This window comes from Micromonospora sp. RTBAU3-60 (assembly GCF_054963695.1).
Window position 1 is genome coordinate 13,838 of the sequence record NZ_JBUEGB010000014.1, and the last position, 18,746, is coordinate 32,583.

Here is an 18,746-nt window from a genome sequence, read left to right on the forward strand (position 1 = left end):
CGACCAGCATGTGAACCCGACCCGCCGGCTCTCTGACCGACCGACCTGACGAGGCACGATGAGCATCAGCACCCCGGGCGGCCCGGAGCGCCGTCCGACCGTGGTCAGCACCGGCAAGAAGCCGGCGGCCGGCCGGCCGGCCGCTGCCGACAAGCCCGCCGGCGGCAAGGCCGGGTCCGGCAAGGGCCCGAAGCCGACCGGCGGCGGCAAGGGCCGCAAGCCGGTCGCCCCGGTGAAGGTCAGCCAGGGCCGGTCCTGGGGTCCGATCGCCCTCTTCGTCGCCGTTGGCGTGCTCGCGGTCGGCATCATCGGCTACGGCGCCTTCGCCGCCTACCGGGGCTCCCAGCCGTGGCAGGAGCGGGCCGACGCGATCAAGGGCGTGGTCGACTTCCGCAAGAAGGACAAGGACCTGGTCGCGGGCGGCAACCACCAGACGGGCCCGATCAAGTACGACATCCTCCCGCCGGTCGCCGGCCCGCACAACGCGGCCTGGCAGAACTGCATGGGTGACGTCTACGACGCTCCGATCGCCAACGAGCACGCGGTGCACAGCCTGGAGCACGGCACGGTCTGGATCACCTACCGCCCGGACCTGCCGGCCGACCAGGTGGCCAAGCTCAAGGCCAAGGTCGAGGGCAAGGAGAAGCTGATGCTCAGCCCGTTCGAGGGGCTGGACAAGCCGATCTCGCTGCAGGCCTGGGGCTTCCAGCTCAAGGTCGACAACGCCGACGACAGCCGGATCGACGACTTCATCAAGACGCTGCGGGTGAACGCCTCCGTCGAGGGCCCGAATGCCAACTGCGACCAGGGCATCACCGCCACCGGCACCACCCCGCGGGACAACCTGGGCAACCAGATGCCCGAGCAGCCCACCCAGTGAGGACGCCGCGATGACCGCCGCCGTGACAACGGACACCGACCTCGACGAGGCCCCGGTCACCGATGACGGTGACCGGGGGGCCGTGCGCCGCTTCGGCGTCCTGGCCCTGGCCGCCGCCATCGTGGTCGGTCTCCTGCTCGGGTACGCGGGCGGCCTGCTCACCCCGACCTTCACCCGTCCGGGCACCAACTCCGCCGAGGCCGGCTTCGCCCGGGACATGACCACCCACCACGCGCAGGCGGTGGCCATGGGGCTGATGGCCTTCCAGCAGGGCCAGGACCCGGAGGTACGGCAGATCGGCGGCGACATCGCCACCGGCCAGCAGGGCGAGATCGGCACCATGCAGACCTGGCTGCGGTCGTGGCAGCTCGACCCGACCGGCGACCAGCCGCCGATGGCCTGGATGCCGGACGGCACCGGCCTGGTCAAGAACGGCCTGATGCCGGGCATGGCCACGCCGGACGAGATGGCGAAGCTGCGGACCGCCCAGGGCCGCGAGTTCGACGTGCTGTTCCTCCAGATGATGATCCGCCACCACCTCGGAGGGATCCACATGATCCAGGGGATCCTCGATCAGGGGCACGACAAGGACGTGCTGGCGGTGGCCCAGATCATGAAGAACACCCAGCAGACGGACCTGACCAACCTCCAGGCCGCGCTCAAGCGGCTCGGCGGCTGAACCGCCGGCACGCCTGCGCCGAAGGGCCCGCGTCGGGAACGACGCGGGCCCTTCGCATGGCCAGCCTCATACCAGCCCGTTATGCCCGTTTATAACGTTTTGGCAGTCTCCGACCCATAGCGTGCCTTGGAGACTTTTCTCCCCACATATCGTGACCAGTTGCGATTCGGGCTCGTTGCGCAAGACGTGGGGGTTGCACTCAGAGACGCAGGCAGGTCGGTGACCAGTTGGTGCCGACGTCACACCATCGGCGGTGACGGGGCGGTGGCAGCCGTCCGTCGCGGACAGCGGCCGGGCGAGTCGGGAGCGCTCAGCCGCGAACAGGAACTCGAACTGATCGACGTGCTGCGGGGCGTCCACCCCGACGAGTTCGGCCTGGACGAGGAGCTCTGGACGCGACAGAGCCTGACCACCCTCATCCAGCGCCGGTTCGACCTGGCGATGGACGCCGGCACGGTCGGGGCGTACCTGCGGGCCTGGGGGTTGGGTCCGCGGGAGCCGCGGGAGCGGGCCTGCGGTCTCTGCGTGGGCGCGGTCGAGCGCTGGGTACGCAGCGAGTACCCGTCGATCACCCGGGCCGCCCAGGAGCACGCGGCGGAGGTCTACTGGATCGGCCGGGTACGCCTGCGCGGCACCATGCCGGCGGCGGACGTGATCTCCGCGGTCTCCTCCCGGGGCCGGGTCCGCTTCATGATCACCACGCCGTCGGTCGACCCGCCGCTCCCGCGCGACTTCGTGCTGCGGCTCAGCGGCGCCGAGGAGCGGACCGTGCACCTGATCGTCGACGGCTCGTGGCCGCGCAACGAGTGGCCGCGCCGCCTACCGCGCCGGATCGTCCTGCACCCGCTCCCCAGCTGCGGCCGCCCCCTGGCCGCCGCCTGACCCCGACCACCAACCACTCCCGCTGATCATGAGGTTGACGGCGATGACGATCTCCATCGCTGCCGCCAACCTCATGATCAGCGGCAACGGTGGACCTGGGCGGCGCGCCGGATACCGATTGGGTGATCCGGGAGGGGGTTTGCTACTCTTCTCGGGTCGCTGAGCCCCCGTAGCTCAGGGGATAGAGCACCGCCCTCCGGAGGCGGGGGCGCAGGTTCGAATCCTGCCGGGGGCACAGACACACAGAAGCCCGGGCCGACGGCTCGGGCTTCTCAGCATGTCGGACGAGTCAGCCGGCCTCGCGGCGGGCCTTCGCGCGGCGCTTGCCCTCGTGCATGGCCTGCACCCGGGCCACCGGAATGGTCCGCCCCTCGGCGACCAGGTCGGCCGGGAGCCGCTGCGGGGCGGGCAGCGCCGCCGCCCACGGATCCCGCTCGGCGACCAGCGCCGGCACGGTCCGCACCGTGAAGTCGGCGGGCGTCACCGACTCCAGGTCGGCCCAGCCGACCGGGTACGACACCGGCGTGCCCGGCCGCACCCGGGGGCTGTACGCCGCCACCACGGTCGCCCCGTGCGCCCGGGTCGAGTCGACGAACACCCGGCCGCCCCGGTCCTCCACGATGAAGGCGGTGGTGGCCAGCGCCGGGTCGAGGCGTTCGGCGCGGGCCGCGACGGCCCGGGTCACGGCGGCCGCCTCCTCGGCGGTGGTTTCGGCGTCCACCGGCACGATCACGTGCACGCCCTTGGCGCCGCTGGTCTTCACCGCCCCGGCCAGCCCGACGTCGGCCAGCGCCTGCCGGACCAGCAGCGCGGCCCGCACCGCCATGCCGAACGAGTCCCCCGGCGGCGGGTCGAGGTCGAGCACCAGATGGGTGGGGTGCTCCGGGTGGCCCGCCAGGCCCAGCGTCGGGTGGTATTCCACCGCCCGCTGGTTGGCCAACCAGAGCAGCGTCCGCCGGTCGTCGCAGAGGGCGTACGAGATCCGCCGGCGCGACGCCTCCGCCCAGACCGAGGTGCGGCGCACCCAGTCGGGGGTGTATTTCGGCAGGTTCTTCTGCATGAACGGGTCCTGCCCGGGCCGCACCCGGACCACCGAGAGCGGCCGGTCGCGCAACTCCGGCAGGATCCGCTCGTGGACGGCGTCCAGGTAGTCGACCAGGTCGCGCTTGGTCGCCCCGGCCCCGTCGAACAGCGGCTGGTCCAGGTTGGTCAGCGACACCCCGTCCCGGGTCTCGTCAGCGGCACCCATCCGCTCACCTTCCCGGTCCGCGGCTGTGCCGGCAACCCCGACACGGCCGCCGCGGGAGTCAGATCCAGAACGTGTCGTGCCGCAGGAAGAACTCCGTCCGTTCCTCCTCGGTCTTGTCGGCCAGGTCCAGCAGGCCCTCGAAGTAGCCCTCGCGGGGCGCGCCGGGGGCGAAGTGCAGCAGCATCGAGGCCGGCTCGCCGGACTCGTTGCGGAACGCGTGGACGCCGCCCTCGGGGACGTGCACGAAGTCGCCGGGCACCGTATCGATCCACCCCCGCCCGTCGTAGATGCGTACCGTGCCGGACAGGATGAAGAACGACTCCGAGATGGACCGGTGGAAGTGCGGGTCGGGGCCACTCGGCTGTGGCCCCATCTCCCAGCGGTAGAGCCCGAACTGCCCGTTGGTCGACGCGCCGGTGGCCAGGTAGTGGGCCGTACCGCCGCTCGGGTAGACCAGCTCCGGGGGCTGGTCGGCCCGGCGGTGGGTGGCGGTCGGCTCACCCCAGTCTCCTGAGTAGCGCGGCGGCGGATAGGTCACCGTGCCTCCCCTCCGGTCGGGAACACCTCCTCGCCCGCCCGGATCGCGGCGAGCATCTCGACGGTACGGGCGCGGGCGGCCGCGTACAGCCCGGAACCGAAGCTGATCCGGGCCACCTCCAGCCCGGCCAGCTCGGCCACGGCCGGCGCGCCGGGTCGGGCGAGCACGTTGACGGGGGCGTCCACCTCGGTCACCAGGGTCCGGATCGCCGCCGGGTCGGCCAGCACGATCGGATAGACGCAGTCCGCTCCGGCCGCCCGGTAGCGGCGGGCCCGGCTGACCGCCTCGGCGAGCCGCCCCTCCGGCGGCCCGTACGCCCGCAGGTGGACGTCCACCCGGGCGTTGAGCACCAGGTCCACCCCGGCCTCCCGGGCCGCCGCGCGGACCCCGGCGATCAGGTCGGCCTGCTCCTCGACGTCGCACAGCTCCCGGGTACGCGGGTCGGAGTCCTCGAGGTTGCAGCCGACCGCGCCGGCGGCGAGCAACCGCTCGACCAGCTCGGCCGGGCGCAGCCCGTACCCCCGCTCCAGGTCGGCGGTGACCGGGACGGGCACCGCGGCGGCGATCCGGGCGACCGCGGCGAACATCTCGTCCACCGGGGTGGCCTCGTTGTCGGCGTGGCCGAGCGCCTCGGCGACCGCGCCGCTGCTGGTGGCGACGGCCGGGAAGCCGGCGGCGACCACGTCCCGGGCCGACCCGGGGTCCCAGGCGTTGGGCAGGATCAGCGGATCTCCGGGGCGGTGCAGCGCGCGCAGCGCGGCGGCCCGCTGGCTCAGCTCGGTCATGCGGGGATTCTCGCCGGTGCGGTGGCCGCCCCCTAAGCTCCAATTCCGTGCCGATGGACTGGGCCGATTTCGGCGTCGACCTGCACCTGGAGCTGGACGCGAGCGGCGGCCGGCGAGCCGGGCTGGAACGGGCCCTGCGCGAGGCGATCCGCGACGGCCGGCTGCCGCCGTCGACCCGCCTGCCGGCCACCCGCACCCTCGCCACCGAACTCGGGCTGTCCCGAGGCACGGTCAGCGCCGCCTACGACCAGCTGGTCGCCGAGGGCTGGCTGGTGGCCCGGATCGGCGCCGGCACCGAGGTCAGCCCGCTGCGCCGGGCCGCGCCGGCACCGGTCCCGCCGCCGCCCGGGGCGGCGCCCTTCCGGTACGACCTCCGCCCCGGCAGCCCCGACGTCGGGCTCTTCCCGGTCACCGCCTGGCTGCGGGCCACCCGTCGGGCGCTGGCCGTGGCCCCCGCCGACGCGTACGGCTACGGCGACCCGCGGGGCCGGCCGGAGCTGCGGTCCGCGCTCGCCGGCTACCTGGGACGGGCCCGCGGCGTGCTCGCCGATCCGGAGCGGATCGTGGTCACCACCGGGTACGTCCAGGCGCTGGTGCTGCTCACCACCGTGCTGCGCGACGCCGGTACGCCGGTCGTGGCGATGGAGGACCCGGGGCTCTCCTTCCACCGCGAGGTGGTCCGCCGGCACGGCGGAACCGTGCTGCCGCTGCCCGTCGACGACCGGGGCGCGCGCGCCGACCTGCTCGGCAGCGGGCGCCTCGCCCGGGTGGGTGCCGCGGTGGTGACCCCGGCGCACCAGTTCCCGACCGGGGTGACGCTGCACCCGGCCCGCCGGCACGCGCTGACCGACTGGGCCCGGACGACCGGCGGCCTGGTCGTCGAGGACGACTACGACGGCGAGTTCCGGTACGACCGGCAGCCGGTCGGCGCGGTCCAGGGCACCGCCCCGGAGCAGGTCGCCTACGTGGGCACCGCGGCGAAGACGCTCGGGCCGGCGTTGCGCCTGGCCTGGCTGGTGCTGCCGGCCCGGCTGGTGGATCCGGTGGTGGATGCCAAACGCCACCTCGACCTGCACACGGAGACCATCGGCCAGCTCGCCCTCGCCGACCTGATCGGCACGCACGGTTACGACCGGCAGATCCGGACCGTCCGGCGCCGCTACCGGCAGCGGCGGGACCTGCTGCTGGACCGGCTGGGACGGTGGACCGGCCTGGGCGGGATCTCGGCGGGCCTGCACGCCACCCTGCACCTGGTGCCGGACGGCCCGACCGAGGCGGAGGTGCTGGCGGCGGCCGCCGCGCGTGGCCTCGCCCTGGGCGGGCTGGCCCCGCACCGGCACCACCCCGAGGGGCAGCCGGGCGGCCTGGTCGTCGGCTACGCCAGGCCACCGTCGCACGCGTACCCGGCGGCGGTGCACCTGCTGGCCGAGGTGCTGGGGACGGCCGACCGCCGCTGACCGCGGCCTGGCCGGCCCGTGGTGGTCCGGCCGGCGAGGCCGACGCCCCGCCCCCGGGCCCGGCCCGCTGGCGCCAGGTGGGGCCCGGCCGCCGTCAGTGGAGCGGAGCCGGCGCCGCTGGGGGCTGCCGCTGATCCCCTTCCGGCCGTTGCGCGCCAGCCCGTGCCCGGCGGCGCCGGCACCCGAGGAGATCAGTCAACGGACCGGGCGGGCCGCCGCAAGCCGGCCGGAGCCGCTGCGGCTGTGCGGGCCGCCGACCGCGCCGCAGACCTCGAAAACGCCGCGGTCGGCTGGCTCGTCGGGGACGCCTCGCCCGCCGGAGCCGCCGCCGGCCGCCGTTTCCCCGTGGTCACCAGGGCGACCAGCAGGGCGGCGGTGACCAGTGCGGCGGCCACCTCGAACGCCGACCGGTAGCCGGCGGCGAGGGCGGCCACCTGGTCCACGCCGGCGGCGCGCGACGCGTCGGTGCGGACCGCGGCCAGGGTGGCGAGGGCGGCCAGCCCGAGGGCTCCGCCCACCTGCTGGGTGGTGTTGGCCAGTCCGGAGGCGAGCCCGGCGTCGTCAGGCGCGGCACCGGCCATGGCCAGGGTGGTGACCGCCGGGAGGGTCAGCCCGCCCGCGACGCCGAAGACCAGCATGGCCGGGAGCACGTCACGGGCGTAGCTCGCGTCCACCGGGAGGCGGGCCAGCAGCAGGAAGCCGACCACGGCGAGCGCCAGCCCGCCGACCAGCACCGTCCGGGCGCCGTACCGGGCCACCAGCCGGCCGGCCAGGCCCAGCGAGACCAGCGCGATCACCAGCGGGGCGGGCAGGAAGGCGAAGCCGGTGGCCGCCGGCTCGAACCGGAGGACGAGTTGCAGGTGCAGCGCGAGCAGGAACTGGAAGCCGAAGTACGCGGCCACCATGAGGAACTGCACGACGTTGGCGGCGACCAGGCCGGGCGCCCGCAGCACCCGCGGGGGCAGCAGCGGGGTCGGGGCGCTCCGCTGCCGGACCGCGAAGCCGGCGAGCAGCACCACGGCCAGCGCGGCGGCGCCGAGGGTGCGCGCCGAGGTCCAGCCGTGCTCTCCGGCGCCGACGATGGCCAGCACGGCCACCATCAGGCCGGCGGTGGCCAGCACCGCCCCGAGCAGGTCCAGACCGGCCCGCAGGCCGACGCCGGGGTCCGGCGCGATCAGCCGTACGGTGGCGGCCAGGATCAGCGCGCCGATCGGCAGGTTGATCAGGAAGATCGACCGCCAGCCGGCCAGGTCGGTGAGGACTCCCCCGACCAGCAGGCCGATCGAGGCGCCGGCCGCGCCGGTGAAGCTGAACACGGCGATCGCCCGGGCCCGCTCGGCCGGCTCGGGGAAGAGCCGGACGATCATGCCGAGGCTGACCGCGGTGGCCAGGGCACCCCCGACCCCCTGCGCGAACCGGGCGGCGACCAGCGTCGCCGGGCCGGTGGCCACCGCGCAGAGCAGCGAGGCGAGGGTGAACAGCGCCACCCCGGCCAGGAAGACCTGGCGCCGGCCGAGCAGGTCGCCGAGGCGCCCGGCCAGCAGGAGCAGGCCGCCGAAGGCGACCAGGAAGGCGTTCACCACCCAGGCCAGCCCGGCGCCCTGGAAGCCCAGGTCGGCCTGGACGGCCGGCAGCGCCACGGCGACGATGCTGCCGTCCAGGATGATGATCAGGCTGCCGGCGCAGAGTACGAGCAGCGCCGGCCAGCGGTGGGACCCCGTCATCGGGTACGCCTCCTTGGTGCACGGTTTGTTACCGAGGACATCGTCTGTGACCATCAGACCGAGCGGAAGGAGGCACTTTGGTGTCCCAGGGGAACAACTGTGTGTCCGTGACCGCCCAGCAGGCGCGCGCCTGCACCGTCCGGGAGGCGCTGGACCGGGTCGGCGGCAAGTGGAGCATCGGCATCCTGATCGCCGCGTCGCAGGGCCCGATCCGGTTCACCGAGCTGGAGCGGCAGGTCGAGGGGATCAGCCGGCGGATGCTCACGCTGACCCTGCGCAACCTGGAGCGGGACGGCCTGCTGCACCGGCACGTCCACCCGACCGTCCCGCCGAAGGTGGAGTACACCGCCACCCCGATGGCCCGGGAGCTCTACGAGTCGCTGGTCGCGTTGACCGCGTGGGCGGAACGGCACCGGACGGCGATCAGCGCGGCCCGGGCGGCGTACGACCGGGAGCACGGGGCCCCGGCCGGCTGAGGCTGCGCTGGCCCAACCGGTGGTGGCCGCGCTGTGGCGAAGGCCACGCAGTCGGTCTGACCGATCGGTCAGGTGCTGACCGATCGGTCAGGCATGCTGGAGGACATGGCACGACCGGTCCCGGAGACCCACCAGGAGATCCTCGCCGCGGCGGCGCGACGATTCGCCGTCACCGGCTACAAGGGCACCTCACTACAGGACATCGCCCGCGAGGTGGGCTGCTCCAAGGCCACGGTGCTCTACCACTTCGCCAACAAGGAAGCCCTGCTCGGTGAGCTGATGGCGCCCGCCATCGCGGTGCTGGAGGCGCTCGACGCGCGGATCGCCGCGCACCGCGGCGGGGCCGCCCAGCGGGTCGCCGCCGAGGGCTTCGTCGACCTCGCGGTCCGCTTCCGCCGCGAGATCGCGCTGCTCCGCGGCGAGTTCCCCGACCTGCTCCAGCAGCCCGCCTTCGCGCACGTCCAGCAGATCTCCGAACGGCTGATCGACGCCTTCGCCGGCCAGTCCGACCGCCCGTCCGCGCGGATCGCCGCGCTGGTCGTGCTCGCCGGCATCGCCGAGACGTGCGCCGAGTTCATCGCCATCCCCGACGAGGAGCTGCGGCCCGCGCTGCTGGCCGTCGTCCGGCGGGCCCTCGAGCCCGCCACCTGATCCCAGTTCACGACCCCGAGGACAAGGAAACCTCATGGCGACCCTGCTCTACCGGCTCGGCCGGGCATCCTTGCGCCGCCGGCGACTCGTCGCCGTCGTCTGGCTCGTCGTGCTCGTCGGCCTCGGCGCCGCCGCGCTCACCCTGAAGGGCCCGACGGCGAGCAACTTCAGCATGCCGGGCACCGAGTCGCAGCGCGCGATCGACCTGCTCGCCGAGCGGTTCCCGGCGGCCAGCGGAGCCACCGGCACCATCGCCGTCAAGGCACCCCAGGCCGGCCAGCTCGGCACGCCCGCGGGGCAGGCCGTGGTCAAGCAGGTCACCGAGGAGGCGGCCGCCCTGCCCGGGGTGGTCGGTGCGGTCGACCCGTACCAGGTCAAGGCGCTCAGCCCGGACGGCCGGTACGCGCTGATCCAGGTGCAGTTCAACGGTCGGGCGGACGAGGTGACCGATGCCCAGCGCACCGCGTACGAGAAGGTCGGCGCGCAGGCCGAGGCGCAGGGGTGGCAGATCGCCCCGGGCGGTGAGGTGCTCAACGCCGAGCCGGAGGTCGGCTCGACCGAGGCACTCGGTGTGCTGGTCGCGGCGATCGTTCTGATCGTCACCTTCGGCTCGCTGGTGGCGGCCGGCATGACCATGCTGAACGCGCTGATCGGCGTCGGCGTCGGCATGGCCGGCCTGTACGCGCTCAGCGGCGCGGTCGAGCTGACCAGCACCGCGCCGATCCTGGCGCTGATGCTCGGCCTCGCGGTCGGCATCGACTACTCGCTGTTCATCACCTCCCGGCACCGGCAGAACCTGCGCGACGGGCTCTCCCCGGAGGAGGCGGTCGGCCGGGCGGTCGGCACCGCGGGTTCCGCCGTGCTCTTCGCCGGCGCCACGGTCGTCATCGCGCTCGCCGGCCTGGCGGTGGTGAACATCCCGTTCCTCACCGTGATGGGTCTGGCCGCCGCCGGTACGGTCACCGTGGCCGTGCTGGTCGCGATCACCCTGGCTCCGGCGCTGCTCGGCTTCGCCGGCCGGAAGGTGCTCCCGCGCAGGCTGCGCAACCCCGAGGCGGTCCGCTCCGCCGGCGCCGAGGACCGCTCGGGCTTCGGGTTCCGCTGGGCGCACTGGGTGACGAAGCTGCGGATCCCGGTCATCCTGGTCGGCCTGCTCGGCCTCGGCCTGCTCGCGCTCCCCGCCCAGCACATGCGCCTGTCCCTGCCGGACGCCGCCACCGCGGCCGAGGGCACCCCGGCCCGGGTCAACAACGACCTGATCCAGGAGGGCTTCGGCCCCGGCTTCACCGGCCGCCTCGCGGTGGTCGTCACCGCCGACTCGCCGCAGGCGACCCAGGCCGCCGTACCGCAGGTCACCGCGCTGGTCCAGAAGACGCCCGGCGTGCTGGCCGTGGCCCCGCCGCAGCTCGACCCGACCGGGCGGACGGCGCTGCTCGGGGTCATCCCCAAGGAGGGCCCGACCGACGAGGCCACCGAGACGCTGGTGCACGACATCCGCCACCAGGTCGACGGCATCCGGAACGCCGACGTGCTGCTGACCGGCGCCACCGCGATCGGCATCGACGTGTCCGAGAAGCTCTCCGACGCGCTCCCGGTCTACCTGCTGCTGGTCGTCGGCCTGTCCGTGCTGCTGCTGATGCTGGTGTTCCGCTCGGTCCTGGTGCCGGTGAAGGCGGCGCTGGGTTTCCTGCTCACCGTGGCGGCCACCTTCGGCATCACGGTCGCGGTGTTCCAGCAGGGCCACCTGGCCGACCTGATCGGGCTGGACACCCCCGGCCCGCTGGTCAGCTTCCTGCCGATCCTGCTCGTCGGCATCCTGTTCGGGTTGGCCATGGACTACGAGGTGTTCCTGGTCTCCCGGATGCGGGAGGACTTCGTGCACGGCGACACCGCCCGGCGGGCGACCATCAACGGGATGGGGCACGGCGCACGGGTGGTCACCGCCGCCGCACTGATCATGATCTCGGTGTTCGGCGGCTTCGTCTTCCTCGACGACCCGGTGATCAAGTCGATGGGCTTCGCGCTCGCGATCGGGGTCGCCATCGACGCATTCGTGGTCCGGATGACCATCGTCCCGGCGGTGATGTCGCTGCTCAACACCGCCGCCTGGTGGATCCCCCGCTGGCTGGACCGGATCCTGCCCAACGTGGACGTCGAGGGCGAGGGGCTGCGTACCCACCTGACCGAGCGGGAGACCGCCGGCGTGTGACCACCGGGACCTGCCCGGCCGGTCAGACCCCGGCCGGGTAGGTCTCCATCTCACCGGGAGCGCTCAGCGCCGGCAGCGGGTGCAGGGCGGTGGCCTCGTCGCACCAGATGAACGCGTCGTAGCGCTCGCCGAGCCGGGTGGGCACGTAGTTGCCCCAGGCCTCGAAGCTCGGGTCGTAGACCACCCCGATGGCCCGGTGGTCGGCCGTCCCGGTCACCCAGTCCGGCTGGTCGGGGCCGCCGAAGACCAGCACCGCCCGCTCCGGCATCAGCTCGTGCAGCCGCCGCTCCACCGAGCCCTCCCGGGCCGGCGGCACCACCACGGCCTCCGCCGGCGAGCCCCAGCGCGGTGCGGCGATCACCGTGCCCCGGTAGCTGCCGAAGCCGACCAGGGCCACCGCGTCCCCGCCGTGCCGTTCCCGGGCGAGCTGACCGATGTTGACCATCCCGTCCGCCGGCATGTCGGTGGCCCGGGCGTCGCCCACGTGGGTGTTGTGCGCCCAGACGATGCCCCGGGATTCCGGGCCGTAGTGGTCGAGCAGCCGGTCGAGCGTGTCGGCCATGTGGCTGTCGCGGACGTTCCACGACTCCGGGCCGCCGCCGACCATCGCCCGGTAGTAGCGCTCCGCGCCGGCCACCACCTCCGCGTTCTGCCAGGCCGAGAAGCACTCCGGGCCGTCCGCGGCGGCCTGTTCCCGGGTACGCGCCAGCAGCCGGACGACCTCCTCCTCGCACCGGGCGGAGACGAACCGGCTGGCCGTGCCGTACTCCTCGACCCGCTTGCCGTACGGCTCGAAGCAGCGGTACGCCTCCTGCGCCGCCTCCAGCGAGGTCGGGTCCTCCTCGCCCAGGTAGTCGAAGATCGCCTGCATCGACTCCCACAGGCTGTAGACGTCCAGCCCGTGGAAGCCGGCCCGGTCCCCCTCAGGGCGTTCCAGGTTCCAGGCCCGCAGCCAGCGGCAGAAGCGCGCCACCTCGGCGTTCGCCCACATCCAGGTGGGCCAGCGTTCGAAGCGTTCCAACGCGGTCTGCGGATCGGCCAGCCCGCCCGGGGCGGCCACCACCGACCGGTGCACCCGGTCGCAGTCGGGCCAGTCCCCCTCCACCGCGACGAAGTCGAAGCCCTGCTCGGCGATGAGCCGCCGGGTCAGTTGCTCACGCAGCCGGTAGTAGTCATAACTGCCGTGCGTCGCCTCCCCGATCATGACGATCCGGGCGTCCCGGACGCTGTCCAGCAGCGGGTCGAAGTCGCTCGGCGCGCCGAGTCGCTGTACCAGCATGCCCGCGGCTACCCGGGGACCCGTCGGACAAACCGGCATGCCCTCCGGCGGAGCGGGTAGCCGCGTGGCATGACCGTGACCGGGGTGCAGTTGCAGGAGTTCCTGGCCGGGCTCGACTACCCGGTCTCCCGGGAGGACCTGATCCGCTGGTGCCAGGAGAACGGCGCCAGCACGGAGACGTTACAGCTGCTCAAGGCCCTCCCGGCGGAGGACTTCGACTCCCCCGCCGAGCTGGCCGACGCGCTGAAGACGCTCGGCTGAGCCGGGTCAGACCCGGAGCAGCCGGAACAGGGTGAGCCACTGCTCCGGCCAGACCTCGCCGACCAGCGTGTCGGGCGGCAGCCGGAGGGCGCGCAGCGCGGCGTCCACCCGGGCCCGCGGCTGGTGCCGGCGCAGCGAGGCGGACAGGGACCCGCCCACCCCGCCGAAGCCGGCCTCCACCAGCCGCCGGTAGGCCGGCAGCTCGGCGGGGGACAGCAGCGGCTCCGGCCGCCGCTCGATCCGCAGGATGCCGGCGTCGACCCGGGGCACCGGGCGGAACGCCGTCCGGGGCACGGTGCCGACCGACCGCCAGGCGTACTCGGGCCAGGTCAGGATCGTCAGCCGGCTCCACCGGCCGCCGTGGCCGGTGCGCCGGCGGGCGTACTCCCGCTGGGTGAGCAGGGTGGCCGCGCGGAGCCGGTCGGCGGCCAGGCACCAGCGGACCACCGCGGCGGTCAGCGACCACGGGATGTTGCCGACCAGGTCGAAGGGCTCGGTGGGCGGCGCGGCGGCCAGGAAGTCGGCCCGGCGCAGCGCCACCCCGGGCCGGCCGGCGCAGGCCGCCGCCAGGTCCGCGGCGGCCACCGGGTCGATCTCGTACGCGACCAGCCGCCGGCACCGGGCGGCCAGCGGCACGGTCAGCCGGCCCCGGCCGGCGCCCACCTCGACGAGGAGGACGTCCGGGTCGGGCCGGGCCGCCCGGACGATCCGCGCGACGGCGGCCGGGTCGGCGAGGAAGTTCTGGGAGAGCACGCGACGGGACCGGTCGCGTTCGGTACGGCGGGGCGCCATGGCGTCGTCGTCCTGTCTGTCGCCGAGCGGCGACGGGACGGACAGGCGGCCGGCGGGCAGCCGGCGATCGGGCCTGTCCGAGCGGATGGGGACTCGGACGGCCCACGGCACGGGCGGTACGCGGCCAGCACCCACCACCCGACCGGCGGCTCACCGCGTCGGGGCACGGCGCGGGGCGGGTCGGTGGGGCGGGGTGTGGTGTCACCGCCGGCGGCCCCCGAAGGGGCGGATCGCCGGCGGGCGGTCAGCAGCGGGTCGCGTTCCGGCCAGCCGGGGCCGGACGCCGGATCCGCGGGCGGGCCACCAGCAACGGGGCCCAGGCGGCCGGCGTGCCGGCCACGTCGATCAGGGCGTGCGCCATGCGGCGAGGCTAGCCAGGGGAAGCCTCCCCGTCGACCGGTTTTCGCCGCGCGTTGACCGGCCCGGTCAGGCGGGCAGGTCGACGGTGCGGCCCTCGGCGCGGGCCCGTTCGGCGGCGTCGAGCACCGCCACCACCTCCCGGCCGAACCGGACGTCACACCGGTGGTCACGGGTGCCCGCTTCGACCTCCTCCAGCAGCTGGTCGATCGCCGTCCCGTACGCCTGGAGCGCGCTCCCGTCGCCGGGTGGGACGGTCTCGGTGCCGTTCTCGCCGAAGAAGACGAAATCCCGGGTGACCGCCTCGGTCGGCGCCTCCAGGGTGAGCGAGAGGCTGCTGGTGGCGCCGCCGTCGTGGGTGAGCAGCAGGTGCACCAGGCCGCTGGGGCCGTCCATCGCGGCGACCCGGGTGACCCGGCCGAGCACCGGCAGGATCAGCGACAACGCGTGCGGGCCGATGTCCCACAGCGCGCCCTGGTCGCGCCGCCACTGCGAGTTCCCGTACGGGTTCCCGGGCTGGTAGATGGACGCGAACATGGTGGCCCGGGCGTGCTGCCAGCCGCCGGCCGCCGCGGTCGAGGCGAGGAAGCCGGTGACGTTCGGGTGGAACCGCTGGGTGAAGAAGACCACAGAGGCCACCCCGGACGCCTGCGCGGCGGCGACCACCCGGTCGGCCTCGGCGAGGCTCAGCGCCAGCGGCTTGTCCAGCAGCAGGTGCCGCCCGGCGGTGGCGGCCCGGACGGCGATCTCGGCCTGGATGTCCGGCGGCAGCGCGACGGCGATCGCGTCGCAGGCGCCGAGCAGCGCGTCCACGTCGTCGAAGGCCGGTACGCCGTGCCGCGCGGCCAGCGCCCCCACCTTCGCCGGGTCTCGACCCCAGACCCCGGCCAGCTCGGCCTGCGGGTGCGCCTCGATGGCCGCGGCGTGTGTCTCCGCCGCCCAGTGACCGGTGCCGAACAAGCCGAACCGCACCACGGGTCCCCCTGCCGTCGTCGTCCGCCACGGCGTACGCCGGTGGCCGTGATCCACGCTAGTCGTCCGGTCGGGTCGACGCGCCCTCGACCGGACGGGAGAGCCGGGCGACGGTGGTTACTACGACGCTTAGTAGTCTGTGCCGGTGAATCGGACTGCGCCGGGAGGGCGTCGATGACCAGCGCCGCGGCGGCCGGCTCGCCGGTGGACGGGATCCTCGCGACGGCCGCGATCGTGCTGTCGCTCGTACTCGCGCTCTGGGCGCTGGTGGCGGCGCTGCGCCACCAGGCGCCGGACCGGCTCCAGTTCGTCGGCCTGGCCGCGCTGGAGGTGGCGCTGCTCGCGCTCGCCGTGCTGGCGCTGGTGGCGCTCGGCGGCGGCGAGCGGCCGGGCGAGCCGGGCGCCTTCTTCGGTTACCTGGTGACGCTGGTCTGCCTGCCGCCGCTGGCCTGGGTGCTGGCCCGGATGGAGCCGACCCGCTGGGGCTCGGCGATCGTCTGCGCGGTCTGCCTGGTCACCCCGGTCGTGGTGGTCCGGTTGCAGCAGACCTGGGAGGTCGTCGGTGGCTGAGACCCGAGCGCCCGAGCGCACCACCAACCGGGGCCCGGGCCGGCTGCTGATCGCCGTCTACATCCTCTTCGCCATCGCCGCGACCTCGCGGGCCGGCCTGCAGATCGCCACCAAGTTCGACGAGGCGCCGGTGGCGTACCTGCTCTCCGCGGCGGCCGCGCTGATCTACATCGTGGCGGCGGTCGGGCTGGCCCGGGCCGGGCACGCCGGCCGCCGGGTCGCGCTGGCCTGCTGCTCGGTGGAGCTGGTCGGGGTGGTCGCGGTCGGCATCCTCAGCCTGGCCGACCGGGCGCTCTTCCCCGACGAGACGGTCTGGTCGGGGTTCGGCAGCGGTTACGGCTACATCCCGCTGGTCCTGCCGATGCTCGGCCTCTACTGGCTCTGGCGCACCCGCCACGACGCGTCCTGACGCGTCCCGCCCCGGGCTCGGGCGGGACGCGTCGGAGGTCAGTCCTTGGGGCCGCCGGCGACGTAGATGACCTGGCCGGAGACGAAGGACGCGCCCTCGCTGACCAGGAACGAGATGGTGTGCGCGACGTCCTCGGGCCGGCCGGTGCGGCGGACCGGGATCTCGGCGGCGGCGTGCTGCTGGAGCGCGGCGAAGTCGACCTTCATCCGGGCCGCGGTGGCCGCGGTCATGTCGGTGACGATGAAGCCGGGCGCGACCGCGTTGACGGTCACGCCGAACGGGCCCAGCTCGATGGCCAAGGTCTTGGTGAAGCCCTGCAGGCCCGCCTTGGCCGCGGCGTAGTTCGCCTGGCCCCGGTTGCCCAGGGCGGAGGTGCTGGAGAGGTTGACGATCCGGCCCCACTTCCGCTCGACCATGTGCTGCTGGGCCGCCTGGCTGAACAGGAACGCGCCCCGCAGGTGCACGCTCATCACGGTGTCCCAGTCGGCGTCGGTCATCTTGAACAACAGGTTGTCCCGGAGCACCCCGGCGTTGTTGACCAGCACGGTCGGCGCACCCAGCTCGGCCGCGACCCGCTCGACGGCGGCCTCCACCTGGGCCCGGTCGGAGACGTCGGCACCGACCCCGAGCGCCCGGCCGCCGGCCGCGGCAATGGCGTCCACGGTCTCCTTGGTCGCCGACTCCTCGATGTCGACCACGGCGACGGCCATGCCGTCGGCGGCCAGCCGGCGGGCGGTGGCGGCGCCGATACCGCGCGCGGCTCCGGTCACGATGGCGACGCGGGGCTCCTCCGACATGATTACCTCCCGGTAACTTAGGCTCGATCGAAGGAGCTTAACCCAGGGGTACGCGGGACCAATCCCGTCGTCACAGCCTCCTGCCCCGGCAGATCCGGATCCACCGGTAGCCGTAGCCGGCGAGCTTGAGCCGGTCCAGCTTGCCGACCTCCTCGTAGTTGCGGTCGGTGAGCACGTCGATCGGCAGGTCCGCCTCGGGGGCGAGCATGCTCAGGTCGACCTCGACGTCCTCGGTGCCGAGGTTGTGCAGGAAGGCCATGGTCCCGGTCGGCCCGTCGGCGCGGTGCGCGAGCACCCCGGATGGCATCGGCACGTCGATGTGGGTGGTGCTGCCCGAGCCGATCTCCGGGGCCTCCCGGAGCGTACGGATCATCCGCTCGAACCAGCCCAGCAGCGACCTCGGGTCCTTGCGCTGCGCCGTCACGTTGACCTGCTGGTAGCCGTACTCCCCCTTGTCCACCACCGGGCGGACCAGCTTCTCCGGATCCGCCGCGGAGAAGCCGCCGTTCTCCTTGTACGACCACTGCATCGGGGTACGGATCGCCTCCCGGCCCGGCAGCGACAGGTCCTCGCCCATGCCGATCTCCTCGCCGTAGCGCAGCACCGGCGTGCCGCGCAGCGAGAACTGGAGCGCGTACGCCAGCTCGATGCGCCGGCGGTCGTTGCCGAGCATCGGGGCGAGACGGCGGCGGATGCCCCGGCCGTAGAGGCGCATGTCCTCGTCGGGGCCGAACTGCTCGTACACCTGGTTGCGCTGCTCGGCGGTGAGCCGCGACAGGTCGATCTCGTCGTGGTTGCGCAGGAAGGTCGCCCACTGGCCGCCCTCGGGCAGCGCCGGGGTGTCCCGCAGCGCCTCGATCACCGGCTCCGGATCCTGCCGGGCCAGGGCGAGCATCAGCCGCCCGTTGAGCATGAAGTCGAAGAGCATGTGGATCCGGTTGGCCGAGCCGCCGCTGTCCCCGAAGTACGTCGGGAGCTGGTCGGGTTCGACGTTCGCCTCGGCCAGCAGGATCGCGTCCCCCCGTCGCCACTGCACGTGCTGGCGCAGCTCGGTGAGGAAGTCCATGTCCTTCGGTGAATCCGAATCGCCGGGCTCGGTCAGCTCGATGATGAACGGGACGGCGTCCATCCGGAACCCGGAGACGCCGAGCTGGAGCCAGAACGACACGATCTTCTTGATCTCGGCGCGGACCTCGGCGTTGGCGATGTTGAGGTCCGGCTGGAACTTGTAGAAGCGGTGGTAGTACCAGGCCTTGGCGGTGCGGTCGTAGCTCCACGTCTCGTTCTGCTCGCCGGGGAAGACCATGCCCTGGTGCCGGTCCGGCGGCTCCTCGTCGGACCAGACGTACCAGTCCCGGTACGGCGAGTCGGGCGAGGAGCGGGCGGACTGGAACCAGGGATGCTCGTCGGAGGTGTGGTTGACCACCAGGTCGATGACCACGTGGATCCCCCGGTTCCTCGCCTGGTGCAGCAGCTCGGCGAAGTCGCCCAGGCTGCCCAGGCGCGGGTCCACGTTGTAGAAGTCGGTGACGTCGTACCCGCCGTCGCGGCGCGGGGACGGGTGGATCGGATGCAGCCAGAGGCAGGTCACGCCGAGCCGGGCCAGGTAGTCCAGGCGGCCGATGAGGCCCCGGATGTCGCCCACCCCGTCGCCGTTGGAGTCCGCGAACGTGTCGATGTCGAGGCAGTAGACGACCGCCTCCTGATACCACCTGTCGCCCATGTCCGGATTACTTCTCCGCTCCGCCCGTCCGGCAAACCCGGGTCCTGCCCGGCTCG

The 18,746-nt window shown here is 73.8% G+C and carries 18 protein-coding genes, 1 tRNA gene and 1 pseudogene; 11 read left to right on the top strand and 9 right to left on the bottom strand.

Features of this window, described 5'->3' with window-relative positions; all coding sequences use genetic code 11:
* The first annotated feature begins 58 nt into the window (after window positions 1-58).
* From ACY34I_RS16100 to ACY34I_RS16115, 4 genes are all read left to right on the top strand, one after another.
* Window positions 59-880, top strand: coding sequence for a DUF3105 domain-containing protein (locus ACY34I_RS16100; RefSeq protein WP_462755832.1), 822 nt, complete (start codon window positions 59-61; stop codon window positions 878-880).
* Window positions 881-890: 10 nt separating this feature from the next.
* Entirely contained in the window at window positions 891-1,559 is a 669-nt protein-coding gene (locus tag ACY34I_RS16105) for a DUF305 domain-containing protein (RefSeq protein WP_462755833.1), read from the top strand.
* Between the two features lie 186 nt (window positions 1,560-1,745).
* Window positions 1,746-2,441: a winged helix-turn-helix domain-containing protein gene (locus tag ACY34I_RS16110; RefSeq protein ID WP_462755834.1), complete on the top strand. Its 696-nt coding sequence runs from the start codon at window positions 1,746-1,748 to the stop codon at window positions 2,439-2,441.
* Window positions 2,442-2,604: 163 nt separating this feature from the next.
* A tRNA-Arg gene (locus ACY34I_RS16115) sits at window positions 2,605-2,676 on the top strand.
* A 54-nt stretch (window positions 2,677-2,730) separates the two neighbouring features.
* Here the strand turns inward: ACY34I_RS16115 and ligD are convergent.
* The 3 genes from ligD to ACY34I_RS16130 are packed head-to-tail and all read right to left on the bottom strand — an operon-like array spanning window position 2,731 to window position 5,013.
* On the bottom strand, window positions 2,731-3,690 hold the full coding sequence (gene ligD, locus ACY34I_RS16120; protein ID WP_462755835.1) for a non-homologous end-joining DNA ligase: 960 nt from the start codon (window positions 3,688-3,690) through the stop codon (window positions 2,731-2,733).
* 58 nt (window positions 3,691-3,748) lie between these two features.
* Window positions 3,749-4,228 carry a cupin domain-containing protein gene (locus ACY34I_RS16125; RefSeq protein ID WP_462755836.1) on the bottom strand — a complete coding sequence of 160 codons (480 nt, stop codon included), beginning with the start codon at window positions 4,226-4,228 and terminating at the stop codon, window positions 3,749-3,751.
* Complete coding sequence (locus tag ACY34I_RS16130) at window positions 4,225-5,013, bottom strand: isocitrate lyase/PEP mutase family protein (RefSeq protein WP_462755837.1); 789 nt, start codon at window positions 5,011-5,013, stop codon at window positions 4,225-4,227. The genes ACY34I_RS16125 and ACY34I_RS16130 overlap by 4 nt, the downstream gene beginning before the upstream one ends.
* A 53-nt stretch (window positions 5,014-5,066) precedes the next feature.
* On the opposite strand from ACY34I_RS16130, the gene pdxR reads away from it, so the two are divergent.
* Window positions 5,067-6,470, top strand: coding sequence for a MocR-like pyridoxine biosynthesis transcription factor PdxR (gene pdxR / locus ACY34I_RS16135; RefSeq protein WP_462755953.1), 1,404 nt, complete (start codon window positions 5,067-5,069; stop codon window positions 6,468-6,470).
* Window positions 6,471-6,661: 191 nt separating this feature from the next.
* Here the strand turns inward: pdxR and ACY34I_RS16140 are convergent, their stop codons facing one another.
* On the bottom strand, window positions 6,662-8,194 hold the full coding sequence (locus tag ACY34I_RS16140) for an MFS transporter (protein WP_462755838.1): 1,533 nt from the start codon (window positions 8,192-8,194) through the stop codon (window positions 6,662-6,664).
* Window positions 8,195-8,274: 80 nt separating this feature from the next.
* On the opposite strand from ACY34I_RS16140, the gene ACY34I_RS16145 reads away from it, so the two are divergent.
* From ACY34I_RS16145 to ACY34I_RS16155, 3 genes are all read left to right on the top strand, one after another.
* Window positions 8,275-8,670 carry a winged helix-turn-helix transcriptional regulator gene (locus ACY34I_RS16145; RefSeq protein WP_462755839.1) on the top strand — a complete coding sequence of 132 codons (396 nt, stop codon included), beginning with the start codon at window positions 8,275-8,277 and terminating at the stop codon, window positions 8,668-8,670.
* Window positions 8,671-8,775: 105 nt separating this feature from the next.
* A complete protein-coding gene (locus tag ACY34I_RS16150; RefSeq protein ID WP_462755840.1) occupies window positions 8,776-9,321 on the top strand; it encodes a TetR/AcrR family transcriptional regulator in 546 nt (181 codons plus the stop codon).
* Window positions 9,322-9,355: 34 nt separating this feature from the next.
* A complete protein-coding gene (locus tag ACY34I_RS16155) occupies window positions 9,356-11,530 on the top strand; it encodes an MMPL family transporter (RefSeq protein WP_462755841.1) in 2,175 nt (724 codons plus the stop codon).
* A 22-nt stretch (window positions 11,531-11,552) separates the two neighbouring features.
* On the opposite strand, the gene ACY34I_RS16160 is transcribed toward ACY34I_RS16155, so the two are convergent.
* Window positions 11,553-12,809: an erythromycin esterase family protein gene (locus ACY34I_RS16160; protein WP_462755842.1), complete on the bottom strand. Its 1,257-nt coding sequence runs from the start codon at window positions 12,807-12,809 to the stop codon at window positions 11,553-11,555.
* Between the two features lie 69 nt (window positions 12,810-12,878).
* Here ACY34I_RS16160 and ACY34I_RS16165 point away from each other — a divergent pair, with 69 nt between their 5' ends.
* Window positions 12,879-13,070, top strand: coding sequence for a DUF2795 domain-containing protein (locus tag ACY34I_RS16165; protein ID WP_148796297.1), 192 nt, complete (start codon window positions 12,879-12,881; stop codon window positions 13,068-13,070).
* A gap of 6 nt (window positions 13,071-13,076) precedes the next feature.
* Here ACY34I_RS16165 and erm read toward each other — a convergent pair whose 3' ends face one another.
* Both erm and ACY34I_RS16175 read right to left on the bottom strand, forming a co-directional pair.
* Complete coding sequence (erm, locus tag ACY34I_RS16170; RefSeq protein ID WP_462755843.1) at window positions 13,077-13,862, bottom strand: ErmE/ErmH/ErmO/ErmR family 23S rRNA (adenine(2058)-N(6))-methyltransferase; 786 nt, start codon at window positions 13,860-13,862, stop codon at window positions 13,077-13,079.
* Window positions 13,863-14,288: 426 nt separating this feature from the next.
* Complete coding sequence (locus tag ACY34I_RS16175; RefSeq protein WP_462755844.1) at window positions 14,289-15,194, bottom strand: Gfo/Idh/MocA family protein; 906 nt, start codon at window positions 15,192-15,194, stop codon at window positions 14,289-14,291.
* 171 nt (window positions 15,195-15,365) lie between these two features.
* Between ACY34I_RS16175 and ACY34I_RS16180 the strand changes: the two genes are divergently transcribed.
* Both ACY34I_RS16180 and ACY34I_RS16185 read left to right on the top strand, forming a co-directional pair.
* On the top strand, window positions 15,366-15,761 hold the full coding sequence (locus tag ACY34I_RS16180; RefSeq protein WP_462755845.1) for a hypothetical protein: 396 nt from the start codon (window positions 15,366-15,368) through the stop codon (window positions 15,759-15,761).
* Window positions 15,754-16,236, top strand: a pseudogene (locus ACY34I_RS16185) (hypothetical protein). The gene ACY34I_RS16180 and the pseudogene ACY34I_RS16185 overlap by 8 nt, the downstream one beginning before the upstream one ends.
* Here ACY34I_RS16185 and fabG read toward each other — a convergent pair.
* Together fabG and ACY34I_RS16195 are read right to left on the bottom strand one after the other, a co-directional pair.
* Complete coding sequence (gene fabG / locus ACY34I_RS16190) at window positions 16,209-16,967, bottom strand: 3-oxoacyl-ACP reductase FabG (RefSeq protein WP_462755846.1); 759 nt, start codon at window positions 16,965-16,967, stop codon at window positions 16,209-16,211. The pseudogene ACY34I_RS16185 and the gene fabG overlap by 28 nt on opposite strands.
* Window positions 16,968-17,037: 70 nt before the next feature.
* Entirely contained in the window at window positions 17,038-18,690 is a 1,653-nt protein-coding gene (locus ACY34I_RS16195; protein ID WP_462755847.1) for an alpha-amylase family protein, read from the bottom strand.
* Window positions 18,691-18,746: the final 56 nt, after the last annotated feature.